Below are 14,943 nucleotides of genomic sequence, written 5' to 3' on the forward strand. Positions count from 1 at the left end.
CACGACACTCCGTACGGCCGCGCCGAGGTGTCCTGGTCCCGCACCGAGGGCGAGCTGCGCGTCGCCGTCACGATCCCGCCCGGCACCACCGCCCTGATCGACCTACCGGACGCGACCGAGCCCGTCGAGATCGGCTCCGGCACCCACCTGTTCCGAACGGAGCTGTCGTGACCACCCGATACCAGCACGCCACCCTCATCGACGGCACCGGGGCAGCCCCCGTCCCCGACGCGGTCCTCGTCGTGGACGACGACGGACTGATCGCGTACGCGGGCCCGGCGGCCACCGCACCGCCGACGCCCGCCGCCACAACGGCCGACCTGGGCGGGAAGACCCTGCTGCCCGGCTTCTTCGACTGCCACGCGCACCTGTGCATGACCCCGGAGCGCGGGCGGATCGCGGGGCTGGCGGCCGACCGGACGGTTGAGACCTTCGAGATCGCGGGGCGGCCGCGCGCCACGCTGGACGCGGGCGTGACGACGCAGCGCGACCTCGGCGGCGTCCCCGCGGGGCACCGCACCGCGCTCGTCGTCGACGACCGGCTGGGCTCCCTGGAGACCGGCAAGACGGCCGACTTCGTGGTCGTCGTCCGGGATCCGCTCCGCGACATCGCCGTGCTCGGCAGTCCGGAAAACATCGTCCTGGTCGCGCAGGCCGGAGTCGTACGGAAAGACCTGCTAGGGGAAATCCCCTAGTCGACGCGGTCAAATCCCAATGGTGCGCGATAAATCGCGACCCATAGTGTGAAGGGGCGGCGGATAAGAAAACCGCCTCGGAATGCGAGGAGAATCTCCCATGACGCGGACGCCGACTCCCCCGGAAGCACTTGATCAAGTGCTGGCGGTCGTCACCGAGCGACGCGCTGAATTCGAGGAAGCACGGCATGTGCCGCGGGATGTGATCGCCGAATTCAAGCGCGCGGGAATCTACCGGGCCGGGGTTCCGAAGCGTTTCGGCGGGGACGCCCTGCCGCCCGCCGAATTCCTGGTGCTCGTCGAGCGCATATCGGAGGCCGACGGCTCCGCGGGCTGGGTCGCCAGTTTCGGCTCGTCCGGCGTTTATCTGGCTGCGCTCCCCGAGGAAACCCAGGCCCTGCTGTACGCCGACGGCCCCGATGTGGCCTTTGCGGGCGGCCTTTTCCCGGTCCAGCCGGCCGAGCGCGTCGAGGGCGGATACCGGGTCTCGGGGCGCTGGAAATTCGCCAGCGGCTGCATGGGAGCGGACCTCCTCGGGGTGGGCATCAAGGCCGGGGATGAACGGGCCGGACGGCCGCTCACGGCCGTGCTGCGCCCCGAACAGGTGGAGATCGCTGACAACTGGAACGTCATCGGGATGCGCGGCACCGGAAGCCACGATCTGGTGGTGAACGGGGCTGTCGTCCCCGACGAGTGGACGTTCGTCCGCGGCGGCGAGCCCACCGTCGACGAGCCGCTCTTCCGCTACCCGACCGTCCCGTACGCAGCACAGGTGCTGGCCGTCGTCGGGCTCGGGGTGGCCCGGGCCGCGCTCGACCATGTCATCACCCAGGGCGGCCGGGCCGGCCACACCGGCGCTCCCCGGCCCGCCGAGCGAGCCACCTACCGCATCGCCGTCGGGCACGCCGAGGCGCTGTTGCGCTCCGCCCGCGCCTTCTTCTACGAGACCACCGAAGAGGTCTGGGCGACGGTGGAGGCGGGAGATCCGGCGACCGCCGAGCAGGCCAGCCTGCTGCGGCTCGCCTCGGCCCACCTCGCCAAGACCTCCTTCGACGTCGTACGCGCCGCGTATCAGCTGGGCGGCATCGCCGCCATCGCCGACGGCAGCCCGCTGCAGCGCGCTCTGCGCGACGCCTCGGTCGTGCCGCAGCACGCCTTCCTCCAGGAGGGCATGTACGACGGCGCGGGCGCGGTCCTCATGGGCGCCCAGCCCTTCCCCGGCTACCTCTGACAGACAGGAACCCCTCCATGCCCGACCCCACGAACGCCCCGCTGCGGGTGCTGTTCTGCATCGGCGTCAACCAGAACTTCTTCGACCTGCCCACCGGCCAGGGCAAGACCGTCTGGGACGGCTTCACGACCATGCTGACCCGGCTGTACGAGCTGCCCGGGGTGACCGTCCTCGGCACCGTCGACGACGACCGGCACATGGTCGGCCCCTCCGACTCCTGGCCCTGGACCTGCTATGTCCTCGCCGATGTCGTCGACCAGCCGACCGTCGCCGCGGCGTGCGACCTCTTCCGCACGGTCCAGGTCGGCGAGCACGGGCTGTGGCGCTATATGAAGATCGAGGCGCGCATCGGCCGTCCGCTGCCCGAGCCGGAGGCCGCACGATGACCGTATCCCGGCAGACCTCCGACACCGCGCTGGTCGACTCCGACCGCGTCGCGGGCACCCTCTACACCGACCCGGCCCTCTTCGAGAGGGAGATGGAGCGCATCTTCCACCACACCTGGGTGTGGGTGGCCCACGAGAGCGAGATCGCCAAGGCGGGCGACTTCAAGATGGCTTATGTCGGCCGCCGCCCGGTCATCGTCACCCGAGACCGCCGGGGCGGCATCAATGTCCTGCTCAACCGCTGCCGCCACCGCGGCGCCAGCGTCTGCGAGACGCCCAGAGGCAACGGCAACGGCTTCACCTGTCCGTACCACGCCTGGTCGTACGCCCTGGACGGCACCCTGCGCGGCATCCCCTACCCCGAGGGCTACGAGGATGTCGTGGAGAAGAAGGACCTGCCGCTCGAGCGGCTCAAGGTCGGCAGTTACGCGGGCATGGTCTTCGCGAGCTTCGACCATGACATCGAGCCCCTGGAGGACTTCCTCGGCGGGGCGCGGCTGTGGATCGACCGCTTCATGAAGCAGGGCGCGGGCTACCCGATCAAGGTGCAGGGCGAGCACAAGTTCCGCTTCCAGGGCAACTGGAAGATCCAGCTGGAGAACACCACCGACTGGTACCACTTCCCGATCGTCCACCGGTCCTGGATGTCCTCGGTGGACGCCGAGACCGCGAGCATGCTCTCGATCATGACGGACGAGACCGCGGTCACCCACGCGCTCGGCAACGGCCACAGCGTGTCCATCTCCGTCGCCGAACACGCCGACCTCGACCTCGACGACGGCACGGAGAAGCTCCAGGACCGCTTCAGCCACATCATCGAGGAACTGTCCAAGGACATGCCCCCCGAGCGGGTGCGGCGCATCGTCCGCTCCCTCCACGGCGCCGGATTCAACCTCAACCTGTTCCCGAACGTCGCGATGTCGATGGCGTTCTTCCGCGTCCTGCGGCCCATCTCGGTCGCCGAGACCGAGATCCGGCACGTGGCGCTCGGCCTGGACGGCGGCCCGGAGATCGTCAACCGGGAAAGGCTCCGTATCCACGAGCACTTTCAGGGTCCCTTCGGTTTCGGCAGCCCCGACGACGCCGAGGCGTGGAACCGCGTTCAGCGCGGCGTGGCGGGCGCCGCCGACATGCCGATCCTCGTCAACCGCGGTCTCACCCGCGAGACCCCCAACGACCTCGGACAACCCACGTCCCACGCGACCGACGAGACCGGAATGCGCGAGGCGTACGCCATGTGGAAGAGGATGATGACCGATGGCAAGTGACGCTCCAAGCGCTGCCGTCGCCGCGGCGGAGCTTCCGCTCGATGACCCCCGGGCCCTTGCCGCCGTCTCCCTGATCTGGCGCGAGGCGCATCTGCTGGACGCCCGGGCCTACCGGGAATGGGACGGACTGTGGGCCGAGGGCGGCGAGTACGTCGTCCCCATCGACCGCGGCGCGGTCGATTTCGCCTCGCGCCTCAACCTCGTCTACGACGACGACCGGATGCGCCGGATGCGCATCGAGCGCCTCACCGGCGGATTGTCCATCTCCGCGGCCGCCGCCGCCCGCACGGTCCGCACGCTCTCCCGGTTCGTGGTGACCGGCAGCGAGGCGGACGCCGTCGAGCTGTGCTCGGCACAGGTCCTGGTCGGCTACAAGCGTGAGGAGACGTTCGTTCTGGCGGCCGACGTCACCCACCGGATCGTGTTCGGGGGGTCGGGCCCCCGGATCCACCGGAAGGTCGTGCGGCTGGTCAACTCCGAGGACACCGTCACGGCGTCGGGGTTCCTGCTGTGAGCCCACGCGAGGACGGGAGCCGGCGGGTCGCGCTCGTCACCGGGGCTGCCCGCGGCCTGGGCGCCTGCATCGCCGGGCGGCTGTACGACCGGGGTCACCACGTCGCGCTCACCGACCTGGACGCCAAGGCCGCCGCCGAGGTGGCCGCGGAACTCGACCCGGAGGGGCGCACGGCCGTCGGGCTCGGGCTGGACGTGCGCGACAAGGACGCCTTCGTGACGGTCCGCGACCAACTCGCCGAACGTTGGGGCGCGGTCCACGTACTGGTCAACAACGCCGGGCAGAGCAAGGCCGAGGAGCTGATGGAGATCAGCCCCGATAGCTTCGGCCAAGTGGTGTCGACCAACCTCAACGGTGTGTTCTTCGGCTGTCAGGTCTTCGGCGCCTACTTCGCCGAGCGCGGCTACGGGCGCATCGTCAACATCGCCTCCCTCGCCGGTCAGAACGGCGGGACGGCCACCGGTGCGCACTACGCGGCGGCCAAGGGCGCGGTGGCCACCCTGACCAAGGTATTCGCCCGCGAACTCGGCCCGCACGGGGTGACGGTGAACGCCATCTCCCCGGGCCCCTTGGACCTGCCGGTGGTCCGGGAGATGGTCCCGCCCGACCAGCTCGCCGCCATCGAACGGTCCAGCCCCGCGCGGCGGTTGGGGCGTCCGGGGTTCATCGCCGACATGGCCGTGCTGCTCAGCGCCGAGCACGCCGACGCGGTCACCGGGGCGTGCTGGGACGCCAACAGTGGCCTGTTCATGCGCTGACCGCGACGTCAGCACCACACCAGACGCGAAGGCGGAGGGATGTTCACTGTCACCGTCACCGAGACCCACGCCGAAACCGACTCCATCAAGGTTCTCCGGCTGGCCCGCGCCGACGGGGCCGCACTGGCCCCGTACGAGGCCGGCGCGCACATCGATGTGACCGGGCCCACGGGGATCACCCGTCCGTACTCGCTGTGCGGTCCACCCGGCGACACTGGTGCGTACACCATCGCGGTCAAACGCGAGGAGAACTCGCGAGGGGGCTCCCAGGCGCTGCACGACAAGGCCGAGCTGGGCACGGAGCTGACCATCGGCGAGCCCCGCCGGATGTTCGGCCTCGCTCCCGGGGCGGGGGAACACCACCTGGTGGCGGCCGGGATCGGGATCACGCCCCTGCTGGCGATGGCGTACGAACTACACGCCCACGGCGCCGAGTTCCGTCTGCACTACGTGGCCCGCGGGCGGGCGGAGGCGGCCTTCGCCGGGCTGCTGGAGGAGTCCGCCTTCGCCGATCACGTCGTCTGCCACTTCGGCATCGGACGCCGGGCTGCCGCCGACGCGCTCGCGAAAGCGCTGGCCGGGCTATCGCGGGACGCACATGTGTATACCTGCGGACCTCAGGACTTCATGAAGCTGGTCGGTGAGCTCGCGGCCCGCCGCCTGCCCGAGGACCACATCCACTCCGAGCCGTTCCACGCGGACCCGGCGGCGGACACCGCGGCCGACGGCGGCTTCGAGCTCGAACTGGACACCGGCGAGGTCTTCACCGTGCCACCCGGGAGGAGCATCGCCGAGGTGCTGGAGGACAACGGCGTCCCGCTGGAGACCTCCTGCCGCGAGGGTATCTGCGGAACCTGTGTCCTGCGGGTCCTCGAAGGCGAACCCGACCACCGCGACCACTGCCTGTCGGCCAAGGAGAAGGCGGCCGGTGACCAGATCGCCGCCTGTGTTTCACGGGCGACCACACCACGGCTGGTGGTCGAGCTGTGGTGAGCGAGTTCGAACCGAACCAGCAGAGGAGCGGTAGCGCCGTGAACGCCAGCCAGGCCGATTTTCGGGAGGCGATGGCCCACCTCCCGGCGGCGGTCAACATCCTGACCACGGACGGTCCGGGTGGCCGCTGCGGTATCACCGTGAGTGCCGTGTGCTCCGTCACCGACGACCCGCCGACCGTCCTGGTCTGCGTCAACCGCGGCAGCGCCATGCACGGCGTCTTCCAGACGAACGGACGGGTGTGCGTCAACGTCCTGGGCGGGGAACAGAAGGAACTGGCCCTGCACTTCGCCGGGGTCACCAAGGTGGCCATGGCCGAACGCTTCACCTGGAACGTCTGGGACCGCGCCCAGGACGTGCCGGTCCTCAAGGACGCCCTGGTGGCCGCCGTCGGGACCGTCAGGCACACCGTCCCCATGGGCTCCCACAGCGTGCTCTTCGTCGAGATCGAGCAGATCCGCACCCGTACGGGCGGACAGAGCCTCGTCTACTTCAACCGGGCGTTCCACCGCCTCGACGCCACGACGCTGGTACCGGAAGGCGCCCCGTCATGACACCCGGGCCCACCGCGGCCGTCGACGACGCACTGCGCCGCCTGGACGAGACCGAGCCCGAGATCCGGGCATGGGTACGGGTCGACGCGGGTGCCGCCCGCGTGGCGGCCGAGCAGGCCCCGGAGGGCCCCCTGCGGGGCGTACCGTTCGGGGTGAAGGACATCATCGACGTCGCCGGGCTGCCCACCGAATGCGGCTCCCCGGTACGCCGGGGCCGGACCGCCACGCAGGATGCCTGGCTGGTGGACCGGCTGCGCCGCGCCGGTGCGATCCCGCTGGGCAAGACGGTCACCACCGAGTTCGCGTACTTCCAGCCCGGGCCCACCCGCAACCCGCGCAACCTCGACCACACACCCGGCGGCTCCTCCAGCGGTTCGGCCGCCGCCGTCGCGGCGGGCGTGGTGCCACTCGCCCTGGGCTCGCAGACCGCCGGTTCGCTGACCAGGCCCGCGTCCTACTGCGGTGTCGCGGGGTACGTCGCCCCGGTCGGCGCCTGGTCCACCGGCGGCATCACCGGACTCAGCCCCAGCCTGGACGCGCCCGGGCTGCTCACCGCCGATGTCACCGGTCTGACCAGGGCCGTCGAGGCGGTCGACGGCACGGTGGCCGAGGAGCCGGAAGCCCCGCGGATCCTGGTGTGGCCCGCCACCGAACTGACCGACGTCGACCCGGCGATGCTGGCGGCTCTCGACCGCACCCGGACGGCACTGGAGGCCAAGGGCGCCGTGACGGACGACCTCGGCACCCGAGCCCGCACCCCCGCCCTGGCGGACGGGCACGCCACGGTCATGGCCTACGAGGCGGCGCGTTCGCTCGCCGCCGAGCACGCCGAGCATTCCCAGGCCCTCAGCGCCCACCTGCGCGAGCTGCTGGACCGCGGCAGGAGCACACCCGAGGCCGCCTACCGTAGAGCCCTGGAGGCCGCTCGCACGGCCCGTGCCCGGCTGCTTGACCTGCTGTCCGACGCCGACGCGATCCTCGGCCCCGCCGCACCCGGGCCCGCCCCGCACGGGCTGGGCGCCACCGGCACGCCCGTCCTCAGCCGCCCCTGGCAGCTCCTCGGCCTGCCCGTCGTCACCGTCCCAGGCCACCGTGACCCGGCCGGTATGCCGCTCGGCCTCCAACTCGTCGGCCATCCGGACCGCGTGGGCCGTCTGCTCGGGGCCGCCCGCAAGGCCGAGGAGGCCATCCAGTGAAGATCACCCGGATCGAGACCATCCCGTACGCGATCCCCTACCTCAAACCGCTGCGCTTCGCCAGCGGCGAGGTGCACACCGCCGAACACGTCCTGGTCCGCGTCCACACCGACGAGGGGCTGGTCGGAACGGCCGACGCGCCACCCCGGCCCTTCACCTACGGGGAGACCCAGACCTCCGTGATCGGTGTGATCGAGCGGATCTTCGCCCCGCAGCTCACCGGCATGGACGTCCTCGCCCGCGAACGCGTCCACGCCCGACTCCACCGCACGGTGGGCAACCCGGCCGCCAAGGCCGCGATCGACGTGGCCCTGTGGGACATCGCCGGACAGGCGCTGGGCCAGCCGGTCACCCGGCTGCTCGGCGGCTACACCGACCGGATGCGGGTAGCGCACATGCTCGGCTTCGACACTCCGGAGCGCATGGCCGACGAGGCCGAAAGGATGCGCGACACCTACGGCATCACCACCTTCAAGGTGAAGGTCGGCCGCCGTCCCGTACGGCTGGACCTCGACGTGTGCCGTGCGCTGCGCGCGGCGCTGGGCGACGATGCCGAGCTGTACGTGGACGGCAACCGCGGCTGGACCGCCCAGGAGGCGGCCGCGGCCCTGCGCGAACTCGGCACGATCGGCATCACCCTCGCGGAGGAACTGTGCCCCGCCGACGACGTCCTGGGTCGCCAGTGGCTCGTCCGCGGCAGCCCCGTACCGTTCGTCGCCGACGAATCCGCCACCACACCCGCCGAGGTGACCCGGTCCCTCCTCGACGGGGCCGCCACCGCGATCAGCATCAAGGTCGCCCGCACCGGCTTCAGCCATTCCCAGCGCGTGCTGTTCCAGTGCGATGGCATGGGCGCCCCGGTCGTCATGGGCAACCAGATCGACGGCCAGTTGGGCACGGTGTGCACCGTCGCCTTCGGCGCCGCTCACGCCTCGTCCTGTGCCCGCCCCGGGGAACTCTCCAACTTCCTGGACATGAGTGACGACCTGCTCACCGAGCCGCTCGACATCACCGACGGCACTCTCGCCATACGGAACCTCCCGGGCCTGGGGGTGTCGATCGACCCGGACAGGCTCGACCGCTACCGCCAGGACCAATGAAAACGTGGATGCCATCCCATCCCGACCGACAAAGGAGTAGCCCGGCATGACCGATGCCACTGTCAACGCCACCGCCGCCACCGCCGCCGCGTCCGGCGCCTCGGCCACCGAACGCTTCCTGACCGACAAGACCGGCACCGCCGCCGACACCGACATCGCGCGCGTCAACGTCCTCGCCACGGAGCTGATCGGCGCCGTTCACGACGTCATCCGTCGGCACCAGGTGACCTACGAGGAGTACAACGCCCTCAAGGCCTGGCTGATCTCGGTCGGCCAGGACGGCGAGTGGCCCCTCTTCCTGGACGTCTGGGTCGAGCACGTCGTGGAGGAGGTCGCCTCCGCCGCCCGCAAGGGAAGCAAGGGCACGATCGAGGGCCCGTACTACGTCCCCGGTGCACCCGAACTCCCCAATACCGGCACCCTGCCGATGCGCCCTGATGAGGCGGGCACTCCGCTCCTCTTCCAGGGGCAGGTCACCAGCACGTCCGGCGAACCACTGGCCGGTGCGCGGCTGGAGATGTGGCAGGCCGATGACGACGGGCTGTACTCGCAGTTCGCCCCCGGCATCCCGGAGTGGAACCTGCGCGGCAGCGTGATCGCGGACGACGAGGGTCGGTTCGCGGTGACCACGATCCAGCCCGCTCCGTACCAGATCCCCACCGACGGGTCCTGCGGACGGCTCATCGCCGCCGTCGGCTGGCACGCCTGGCGCCCCGCCCATCTGCACCTGAGGGTCACCGCGCCCGGTCATGCCGCGCTCACCACCCAGCTGTACTTCAAGGGCGGCGAGTACGTCCAGGACGACGTGGCCCGCGCGGTCAAGCCCGAATTGGTGCTCGACCCGAAGCCCGTCGCGGACGGCGGACACCAGGCCACCTACGACTTCGTCCTCGACCCCGCTTCCTGACCGCCTGGAGACCGCCATGCTGTTCGCCGTCCGCATGACCGTGAACCTCCCGCCCGACATGGACCCCGAGGTCCGTGCCTCGACACTCGCCGCCGAGAAGGAGTACGCGCAGAAGCTCCAGCACGGTGGCGAGTGGCCGCACCTGTGGCGGTGTGTGGGGGAGTACGCGAACCTCAGTGTCTTCGACGTCGCCGACAACGACCGGCTCAACGAACTCCTGTGGGGGCTGCCGCTCTTCCCGTACATGGACATCACCGTCACGCCACTCGCCCAGCATCCGTCCGCGATCCGCTGACCGTCAGCAGCGCGGCGGCACCGCGCTCCACCCCCCTCGCACAGCACAGCCCCCACTCCAGGGACCTGTGCTGGGACTGGACCAGCCACCAGCGGCTGAAACGGCCTGTAGGACGAGGACGGCCGATGCGAGGCCCAGCGCGGTTCCCCCACGCTTGGCCGGGCTGCCATACTCCCTTCTTCTGCCGGGAGTTCCTGCGCGAGCACGCACTCGTTGTGCACTGGGTCCGCTTGCGGGTCTGGATCTCGTGGAGTTCGCGGGTGGGCCTGGTAGCTGTTGTCGGGTGCCACTGGGGCCAGCAGGGTGATGCCGGGGACCCGGTGGGCGCGTTCGATCCGGGCCGGGGTGATGTAGGCGGCATCGCCGACATGTTCGGACGGGGCCAGGCGGGCGTCGGCGAGGTCGTCATGGATCTCCCCGGTGAGTTCGCCGTCCTGGACTGGGGCGATCGTAGTGGCCACGTGGATGACCACCTCGTGCCGGCCGCTGTCAAGGGTCTCGGCGTCCACGCCGGAGGCCGCTTCGAACACGGCCGCCTCGTCGAACGCCATAGGACTCCCGCAGCGTGAGCTGCCTCAACCGATCGACGGGAATTGACAATTGCTCCCCGATGTGGCGGGGCGCTGGGTCGATGTGTCTGCGACGAGTGAATCGTGACCCAATTTGGCCGGGTGAAAATGGACCCCTACCGACCACGCAGGCGATAGATAAAGCCGTTGGCCGTCGAACGCGCGACCGAGATAATCCGCATGTCAGAGGCGGAGGCGGGAGGGTGGATGACGGTATTCGTGTGTGCGGGATGCGATGCTGTCCTCAGTAGCCGGCTCGCGCGGGTCGCGCTGCCCGTACACGCGCATCAGAAGTGGGGCAACGGACTGCTCCCCGTTCTCATGGAGCCGGGGACGTATGCCGTGGACTCGGAGCCCTCCGGGCCGCCGTGGCGCCCGTGGAGTGAGATCGGCGAGGACGACGCAGCAGCTCGCGGCGTGTTCGCGTCAGAGCCCGCGCTCTCCTTCGGCCCCCCGGGAGCGATCGTCATCGCGCCAGGTGATGGGCGCGGCACCGTGCTGATCCCCGATCGGTGCGGCGGCTACTGCTGCGGGCTGGACGGGCGCGACGGACCGAACCTCGCCTGCGCGCAATGCGGTCAGCCGGTGGCCGCCCGTATAGACGACTGTTCGCTGTGGCAGTCGGTGTGGTTCGCCCCGAACGCCGTACGTGCCCTGCCGGACAACCAGCCCACCGGCTGGACCACCGGTTGGGAATGGCAGAAATGGCAGGCCGTACCGCCGGTCGCCCCGGATGGCAGCTGGGACCCACGATGGGCTGCGGCCGTGGGGGCTGGACTGGCACACCTGCTTGCAGCCTCGGAAGGCACACCTGTGGCTCTTCCCAACGGCCCGATCACGGATACGTTCGGGCACGCACTCGATGCGCTGCTCCCCGCTGGGATGCCGGCGAAGTCCGTGGCGCTGGCGGGGCCGGGCCTTCCGGCCCGGGAATCGACGCGCCGCATTTTGCTGGTGCCGCAGCACCCACAGACGGGGGAGCGGTGGCTCGCCTCCACTACCGCCAAGACAGCGCCCATGCCCGCTGGTGCGTGGAAGCAACTGGCCTCTCCTGGGGAACCGCGCCTGCTCCCGGTGACAGGTGGACTGCCCGATGGTGTCCAACGCGACGATCCGCTGCCACGGCATCCCTGGGAGCCGCTTCGGCCCGACTGGGGCGTATTCCTCCACACGCTGGCACGGATCCCCACTGTCCGGGAATCGTGGCTGCGCAGGATCTACGACCGGGTGAAAGACCACCCGTACGCTCGCCCGTTCTAGCAGGAGCCGAGGATTCGGCTCCTGGCGCAGAGCAGAGATCACGGCGTGATAATCGACACCGAGAGGTCGAACGCGTTCACGCAGACAGCTTGAGCCCGTCCAGGGAGCCTCGTCGAACGTGCCCCGCACCGTCTCTCAGTGGCCATTGGGCGGCTCGAAACAGCCGGTCTCCATGAATGGCCCGTTGGTCTTGACCTCGTAGTTGGTCTTCTGCACGAACGCCGTGACGCAGGCGTCGTCATGGACGCGAAGGCCGATCCGGGCGCCTTCGGGCGTGACGTTGTGGTCGACCTCGTAGCGGGGATCCATCGCCCGTACGGTGAGCGTCCCGCCGAGGCGCTCTCCCTTCGGCCCGGTCCGCTCCTCTTCGTACCCCAGTTCAAGTAGCGCCGCGCGCACGCTCTTGGGATCCCACTTCTTCTGCCCCCAGAGGCGCTTGAGCACGGGCTTGACGCGGTCGGCTTCCTTCTGCGCGTCCTTGGCACTGGCGGGGGACATCTCGCCGGAGCGACGGTAGGCGTTGTTGTCGCCGTGGTGTGGGGCACCGTCGACGATCTCGGGCTCTACATAAGGAGAAGCACCGGGGGAACTGAGGCTGGAACTTGGGGATGCGGTTGAGGAGCCGGCCGCCGCGTCCGTGCCGTGCTGCTCACCGCAGGCGGTCAGGGACACGGCAGCACCCAGGAAGAGAGCGGTCGCGGCGAAGTGTCTGCGCGCTCCCAGCATCGAGGTCAGCATGCGCATGACTCTGCCATGACGCGGACGGATGCGGGTGCTGTAGGGCTGGAGGCCACCGCCGCGCCCTGGAGGAACGCCGCTGTCTGCGGCTGCCGGATGGCACCGAGAACATCCATGAGATGCCGGTTTTGAACCGGGGTGGACTGGACTGGGTTCACGCCCGTACCGGCGTCGAGGACGCATGCGGCGCCTTACGGACCTGTAGGCCATCACGGCGGCCGGTGCGGCGAAGGGAGGTTGCTTCGCCGCACCGGCCGCGTGTCTTTCAGGGGTGCCTTACGGCTTGGGGACGGTGCACGTCACGGTCGCCTTGCTGGCGTCGCAGTGCGCGGACTCGGGGAAGGCCACCCAGTACTCGTCCTTGTCCAGGAGGTGGAACTTGCCTGGTGCGGAGAAGTTCTCGGGGAACCCGGCCATCGACCCGGAGTTGATCCGGCCTGACATCGCGGAGCGGCCGCAGACCTCTTTCTGATGTGGTGATGGGTGACGTGGACGCGGAATCCGGCCTCCCGCATCCGGTGGCCGATGGCGTCGGTGATGGTGGGTGCGCTTTTCCGGACTAACCGATTCCTCGTGCGATTTTGGCGCGCATGGGTGATCATCTGCATACCCGAAGTCCGAACACGGAGGCATATATTCATGAGACCGACGCGTGCCGTTCTGCTCGTCGTGGCCACCGCCCTGACCCCGGTCCTCCTCTTCACCGCCCCGGCGTTTGCCAACGGTTCGGCGGCCCCGGTCGCCACCTCCGTGGCGACCGTGTCCGACACACCGGTGGACGGCACACCGGTGGACGAGATGTCGGAGGACGAACTGCGTGCGGCGATCGCCGCCATCCTGGCGGACGAGAGCAGCGGCCGGGGGGTCGCCCGAGAGGCCAATGAGGCCCTCAACGGCACCGTGGATGACATGCGCACCTTCTTGAAGACCGGCTACCGACTGGCTCAGGCCGAGGACGACCGGGTCGCCATCGCCCGTATCCTCCACGGAGCAACGCAGAACAATGACAAGCGAGTCATCGAGGAAGCCAACAAGCTCCTCGACAACGACTCGCCGGAGGAGATGCGCGCCTGGCTGGAGACCGGCTACCGACTGGCCCAAGCCGAGGACGACGCCGTCTACATAGCTCGCATGCTCGCGGCTCCGAACATCAGTGATGCCCTGCGCGCCGCAGCCAACGCTGCCCTCGACGATGGCTCCCCCGAAACCCTGCGCTACTTCCGTGAGGTGGGGCAGTACGAGGTGGCCGGTTAGGTACATAGGCAAAGCGGGGAATACGCCCTGCCCGACGTATCCGGCGGCAATCCGGTCAACGACTCGGTGGCGGCCGTACCAGGAGTTCACCAGGGGCTGGACCGGACGGCGCTTGCTCCGGTGCCGGTGGGGTGATGGGCATCTGTGCTCCTTGGTGAAAGGGGGGCGCCGCGCCCGCACGGTGGCGGGCGCGGCGCTCCGGGTTGTGTGGCTGGTGGTGGGCGAGTGTGTGTTCAGACGGTCGTGTTGGTGCGGGCTATGGTGTCGGCGAGGTGCAGCGGCGCCGCGGTGTTGCCGTGGATGGCGTTCGCGATCTCTTGTACGTGGGCGTTGTTGAGGCGGTCGGCGTTGAGGCCGTCGATCGCGCGGATCGCCTCGAGGCGGTAGTCGCGTCGGGGGCACGGAAGGCAGAGGTCTCCCGGCGGGCGGCGGCGACGTCGGCGAGCGAGTGCGGCAGACAGACGGCCCCGCCCGCACTTCTCTCTGGGACGCCACAACACCTTCGGTAATGGCTGATCCGTACGGGTGGCGCGAGCGCGTTCCCTGTCGCCAATCCGGGCGCAGCCCGTAAACTCTGGGTTGAGATCCCCAACTTCCTTGCTAGTAAGGGGGATTCGTGCCCGACAGAACCTCCGCCGGAGCCGCGCAGGGTGCCGCCGACGACCCACGGCTGCTCGCGCTGCGTGTCGAAGTCGAGAAGCTCATCACCGAGGCCCAGATCGGTGCGCGGCGGGCGCAGCGCCGCGCCAAGCTGTGGCACGCGACCTATCTCAGCCTGGGTTTTCCCGCGGCGGTCCTCGCTGGCATCTCGGGCGCGGCGGGTCTGGCCTCCGCCGGGGCGCGGGTGCCTGCGGCCATCCTGGCCCTCCTGGCCGCCGGGTTCTCGGCCGGGTCGACCTTCCTGCGGGCGGACGCCCGCCACATGACGAACCTCCGCAGACGCTACGCGTGGCAGAATCTCGAGACGCGCGCCCGGCTCATCCTGGCATACGACGCCTATGAGGGCGCCGAGCATCTGCACACCGCCCTCCTGGGCCTGCATGAACTGCGCGTCGCCGTCCCATCCAGCGCCCTGGTCCTGGCCGAGCAGCAGGCGCCGACGATCCCGGCGCCAGCGCTTCCGCTGTCTGCCGTCCAGCCGCCGGCGGTCACGGCACCGGCGGTTCAGCGGCAAGTCATCCCGGCCCCAACGGCGCAGCCGCCCGCGATCCCCCCGCCCTCGCCC

Annotated in this window: 20 protein-coding genes; 17 read left to right on the forward strand and 3 right to left on the reverse strand. The window is 70.0% G+C overall.

The genetic code is table 11. The features are described from left to right. Positions 1 to 27 precede the first annotated feature (27 nt). The 15 genes from GWI24_RS26950 (at position 28) to GWI24_RS27020 (ending at position 11,726) form a co-directional block, all read left to right on the forward strand. Positions 28 to 171, forward strand: a complete 144-nt coding sequence (locus GWI24_RS26950) for an alpha-L-rhamnosidase C-terminal domain-containing protein (protein WP_308344057.1) — start codon at positions 28 to 30, stop codon at positions 169 to 171. Continuing rightward, a complete protein-coding gene (locus tag GWI24_RS26955; protein WP_247616945.1) occupies positions 168 to 695 on the forward strand; it encodes a hypothetical protein in 528 nt (175 codons plus the stop codon). Before GWI24_RS26950 ends, GWI24_RS26955 begins: the two co-directional genes overlap by 4 nt. A 100-nt stretch (positions 696 to 795) precedes the next feature. Then, positions 796 to 1,926 carry an acyl-CoA dehydrogenase family protein gene (locus tag GWI24_RS26960; RefSeq protein WP_210948496.1) on the forward strand — a complete coding sequence of 377 codons (1,131 nt, stop codon included), beginning with the start codon at positions 796 to 798 and terminating at the stop codon, positions 1,924 to 1,926. Positions 1,927 to 1,943: 17 nt separating this feature from the next. Next, positions 1,944 to 2,312, forward strand: a complete 369-nt coding sequence (locus GWI24_RS26965) for a hypothetical protein (RefSeq protein WP_210948497.1) — start codon at positions 1,944 to 1,946, stop codon at positions 2,310 to 2,312. Beyond that, positions 2,309 to 3,580, forward strand: a complete 1,272-nt coding sequence (locus tag GWI24_RS26970; RefSeq protein WP_210948498.1) for a Rieske 2Fe-2S domain-containing protein — start codon at positions 2,309 to 2,311, stop codon at positions 3,578 to 3,580. The genes GWI24_RS26965 and GWI24_RS26970 overlap by 4 nt, the downstream gene beginning before the upstream one ends. Then, a complete protein-coding gene (locus GWI24_RS26975; RefSeq protein ID WP_210948499.1) occupies positions 3,570 to 4,094 on the forward strand; it encodes an aromatic-ring-hydroxylating dioxygenase subunit beta in 525 nt (174 codons plus the stop codon). Before GWI24_RS26970 ends, GWI24_RS26975 begins: the two co-directional genes overlap by 11 nt. Continuing rightward, on the forward strand, positions 4,091 to 4,852 hold the full coding sequence (locus GWI24_RS26980; protein WP_210948500.1) for an SDR family NAD(P)-dependent oxidoreductase: 762 nt from the start codon (positions 4,091 to 4,093) through the stop codon (positions 4,850 to 4,852). The genes GWI24_RS26975 and GWI24_RS26980 overlap by 4 nt, the downstream gene beginning before the upstream one ends. Positions 4,853 to 4,891: 39 nt before the next feature. Further along, positions 4,892 to 5,845 carry a PDR/VanB family oxidoreductase gene (locus tag GWI24_RS26985; protein WP_210948501.1) on the forward strand — a complete coding sequence of 318 codons (954 nt, stop codon included), beginning with the start codon at positions 4,892 to 4,894 and terminating at the stop codon, positions 5,843 to 5,845. A gap of 38 nt (positions 5,846 to 5,883) precedes the next feature. Next, positions 5,884 to 6,399, forward strand: coding sequence for a flavin reductase (locus tag GWI24_RS26990; protein ID WP_308344051.1), 516 nt, complete (start codon positions 5,884 to 5,886; stop codon positions 6,397 to 6,399). Beyond that, complete coding sequence (locus GWI24_RS26995; protein ID WP_210948503.1) at positions 6,396 to 7,595, forward strand: amidase; 1,200 nt, start codon at positions 6,396 to 6,398, stop codon at positions 7,593 to 7,595. Before GWI24_RS26990 ends, GWI24_RS26995 begins: the two co-directional genes overlap by 4 nt. After that, positions 7,592 to 8,695 carry a mandelate racemase/muconate lactonizing enzyme family protein gene (locus GWI24_RS27000; RefSeq protein WP_210948504.1) on the forward strand — a complete coding sequence of 368 codons (1,104 nt, stop codon included), beginning with the start codon at positions 7,592 to 7,594 and terminating at the stop codon, positions 8,693 to 8,695. Before GWI24_RS26995 ends, GWI24_RS27000 begins: the two co-directional genes overlap by 4 nt. Positions 8,696 to 8,741: 46 nt before the next feature. After that, the gene (catA, locus tag GWI24_RS27005) at positions 8,742 to 9,602 is read left to right on the forward strand and encodes a catechol 1,2-dioxygenase (RefSeq protein ID WP_210948505.1); all 861 of its coding nucleotides are present in this window, start codon (positions 8,742 to 8,744) and stop codon (positions 9,600 to 9,602) included. Positions 9,603 to 9,618: 16 nt separating this feature from the next. After that, positions 9,619 to 9,897: a muconolactone Delta-isomerase gene (gene catC / locus GWI24_RS27010; protein ID WP_210948506.1), complete on the forward strand. Its 279-nt coding sequence runs from the start codon at positions 9,619 to 9,621 to the stop codon at positions 9,895 to 9,897. Positions 9,898 to 10,217: 320 nt separating this feature from the next. Continuing rightward, entirely contained in the window at positions 10,218 to 10,466 is a 249-nt protein-coding gene (locus tag GWI24_RS27015) for a hypothetical protein (protein WP_210948507.1), read from the forward strand. Between the two features lie 207 nt (positions 10,467 to 10,673). Beyond that, complete coding sequence (locus tag GWI24_RS27020; protein ID WP_210948508.1) at positions 10,674 to 11,726, forward strand: hypothetical protein; 1,053 nt, start codon at positions 10,674 to 10,676, stop codon at positions 11,724 to 11,726. 135 nt (positions 11,727 to 11,861) lie between these two features. Here the strand turns inward: GWI24_RS27020 and GWI24_RS27025 are convergent, their stop codons facing one another. Together GWI24_RS27025 and GWI24_RS27030 are read right to left on the reverse strand one after the other, a co-directional pair. Next, the gene (locus GWI24_RS27025) at positions 11,862 to 12,470 is read right to left on the reverse strand and encodes a hypothetical protein (protein WP_308344054.1); all 609 of its coding nucleotides are present in this window, start codon (positions 12,468 to 12,470) and stop codon (positions 11,862 to 11,864) included. A 270-nt stretch (positions 12,471 to 12,740) separates the two neighbouring features. Further along, positions 12,741 to 12,908 carry a hypothetical protein gene (locus GWI24_RS27030; RefSeq protein WP_210948509.1) on the reverse strand — a complete coding sequence of 56 codons (168 nt, stop codon included), beginning with the start codon at positions 12,906 to 12,908 and terminating at the stop codon, positions 12,741 to 12,743. Positions 12,909 to 13,103: 195 nt separating this feature from the next. Between GWI24_RS27030 and GWI24_RS27035 the strand changes: the two genes are divergently transcribed. Further along, positions 13,104 to 13,718, forward strand: a complete 615-nt coding sequence (locus GWI24_RS27035) for an ALF repeat-containing protein (protein WP_210948510.1) — start codon at positions 13,104 to 13,106, stop codon at positions 13,716 to 13,718. 233 nt (positions 13,719 to 13,951) lie between these two features. On the opposite strand, the gene GWI24_RS27040 is transcribed toward GWI24_RS27035, so the two are convergent. Beyond that, positions 13,952 to 14,215: a hypothetical protein gene (locus GWI24_RS27040; protein ID WP_210948511.1), complete on the reverse strand. Its 264-nt coding sequence runs from the start codon at positions 14,213 to 14,215 to the stop codon at positions 13,952 to 13,954. A gap of 119 nt (positions 14,216 to 14,334) precedes the next feature. Here GWI24_RS27040 and GWI24_RS27045 point away from each other — a divergent pair. Next, positions 14,335 to 14,943: hypothetical protein (locus GWI24_RS27045; protein ID WP_210948512.1), on the forward strand; the 609-nt coding region annotated here is incomplete at its 3' end.

Source organism: Streptomyces sp. MK37H, from assembly GCF_018035285.1.
GTDB classification, from domain to species: domain Bacteria; phylum Actinomycetota; class Actinomycetes; order Streptomycetales; family Streptomycetaceae; genus Streptomyces; species Streptomyces endocoffeicus.

Coding starts and splice junctions, on each gene's coding strand:
- GWI24_RS26985 (WP_210948501.1), top strand. CDS start 4,892: ATGTTCACTGTCACCGTCACCGAGACCCACGCCGAAACCGACTCCATC.
- GWI24_RS26975 (WP_210948499.1), top strand. CDS start 3,570: ATGGCAAGTGACGCTCCAAGCGCTGCCGTCGCCGCGGCGGAGCTTCCG.
- GWI24_RS27030 (WP_210948509.1), bottom strand. CDS start 12,908: ATGTCAGGCCGGATCAACTCCGGGTCGATGGCCGGGTTCCCCGAGAAC.
- GWI24_RS27020 (WP_210948508.1), top strand. CDS start 10,674: ATGACGGTATTCGTGTGTGCGGGATGCGATGCTGTCCTCAGTAGCCGG.
- catA (WP_210948505.1), top strand. CDS start 8,742: ATGACCGATGCCACTGTCAACGCCACCGCCGCCACCGCCGCCGCGTCC.
- GWI24_RS26995 (WP_210948503.1), top strand. CDS start 6,396: ATGACACCCGGGCCCACCGCGGCCGTCGACGACGCACTGCGCCGCCTG.
- GWI24_RS27025 (WP_308344054.1), bottom strand. CDS start 12,470: ATGCGCATGCTGACCTCGATGCTGGGAGCGCGCAGACACTTCGCCGCG.
- GWI24_RS26970 (WP_210948498.1), top strand. CDS start 2,309: ATGACCGTATCCCGGCAGACCTCCGACACCGCGCTGGTCGACTCCGAC.
- GWI24_RS26960 (WP_210948496.1), top strand. CDS start 796: ATGACGCGGACGCCGACTCCCCCGGAAGCACTTGATCAAGTGCTGGCG.
- catC (WP_210948506.1), top strand. CDS start 9,619: ATGCTGTTCGCCGTCCGCATGACCGTGAACCTCCCGCCCGACATGGAC.
- GWI24_RS26965 (WP_210948497.1), top strand. CDS start 1,944: ATGCCCGACCCCACGAACGCCCCGCTGCGGGTGCTGTTCTGCATCGGC.
- GWI24_RS27035 (WP_210948510.1), top strand. CDS start 13,104: ATGAGACCGACGCGTGCCGTTCTGCTCGTCGTGGCCACCGCCCTGACC.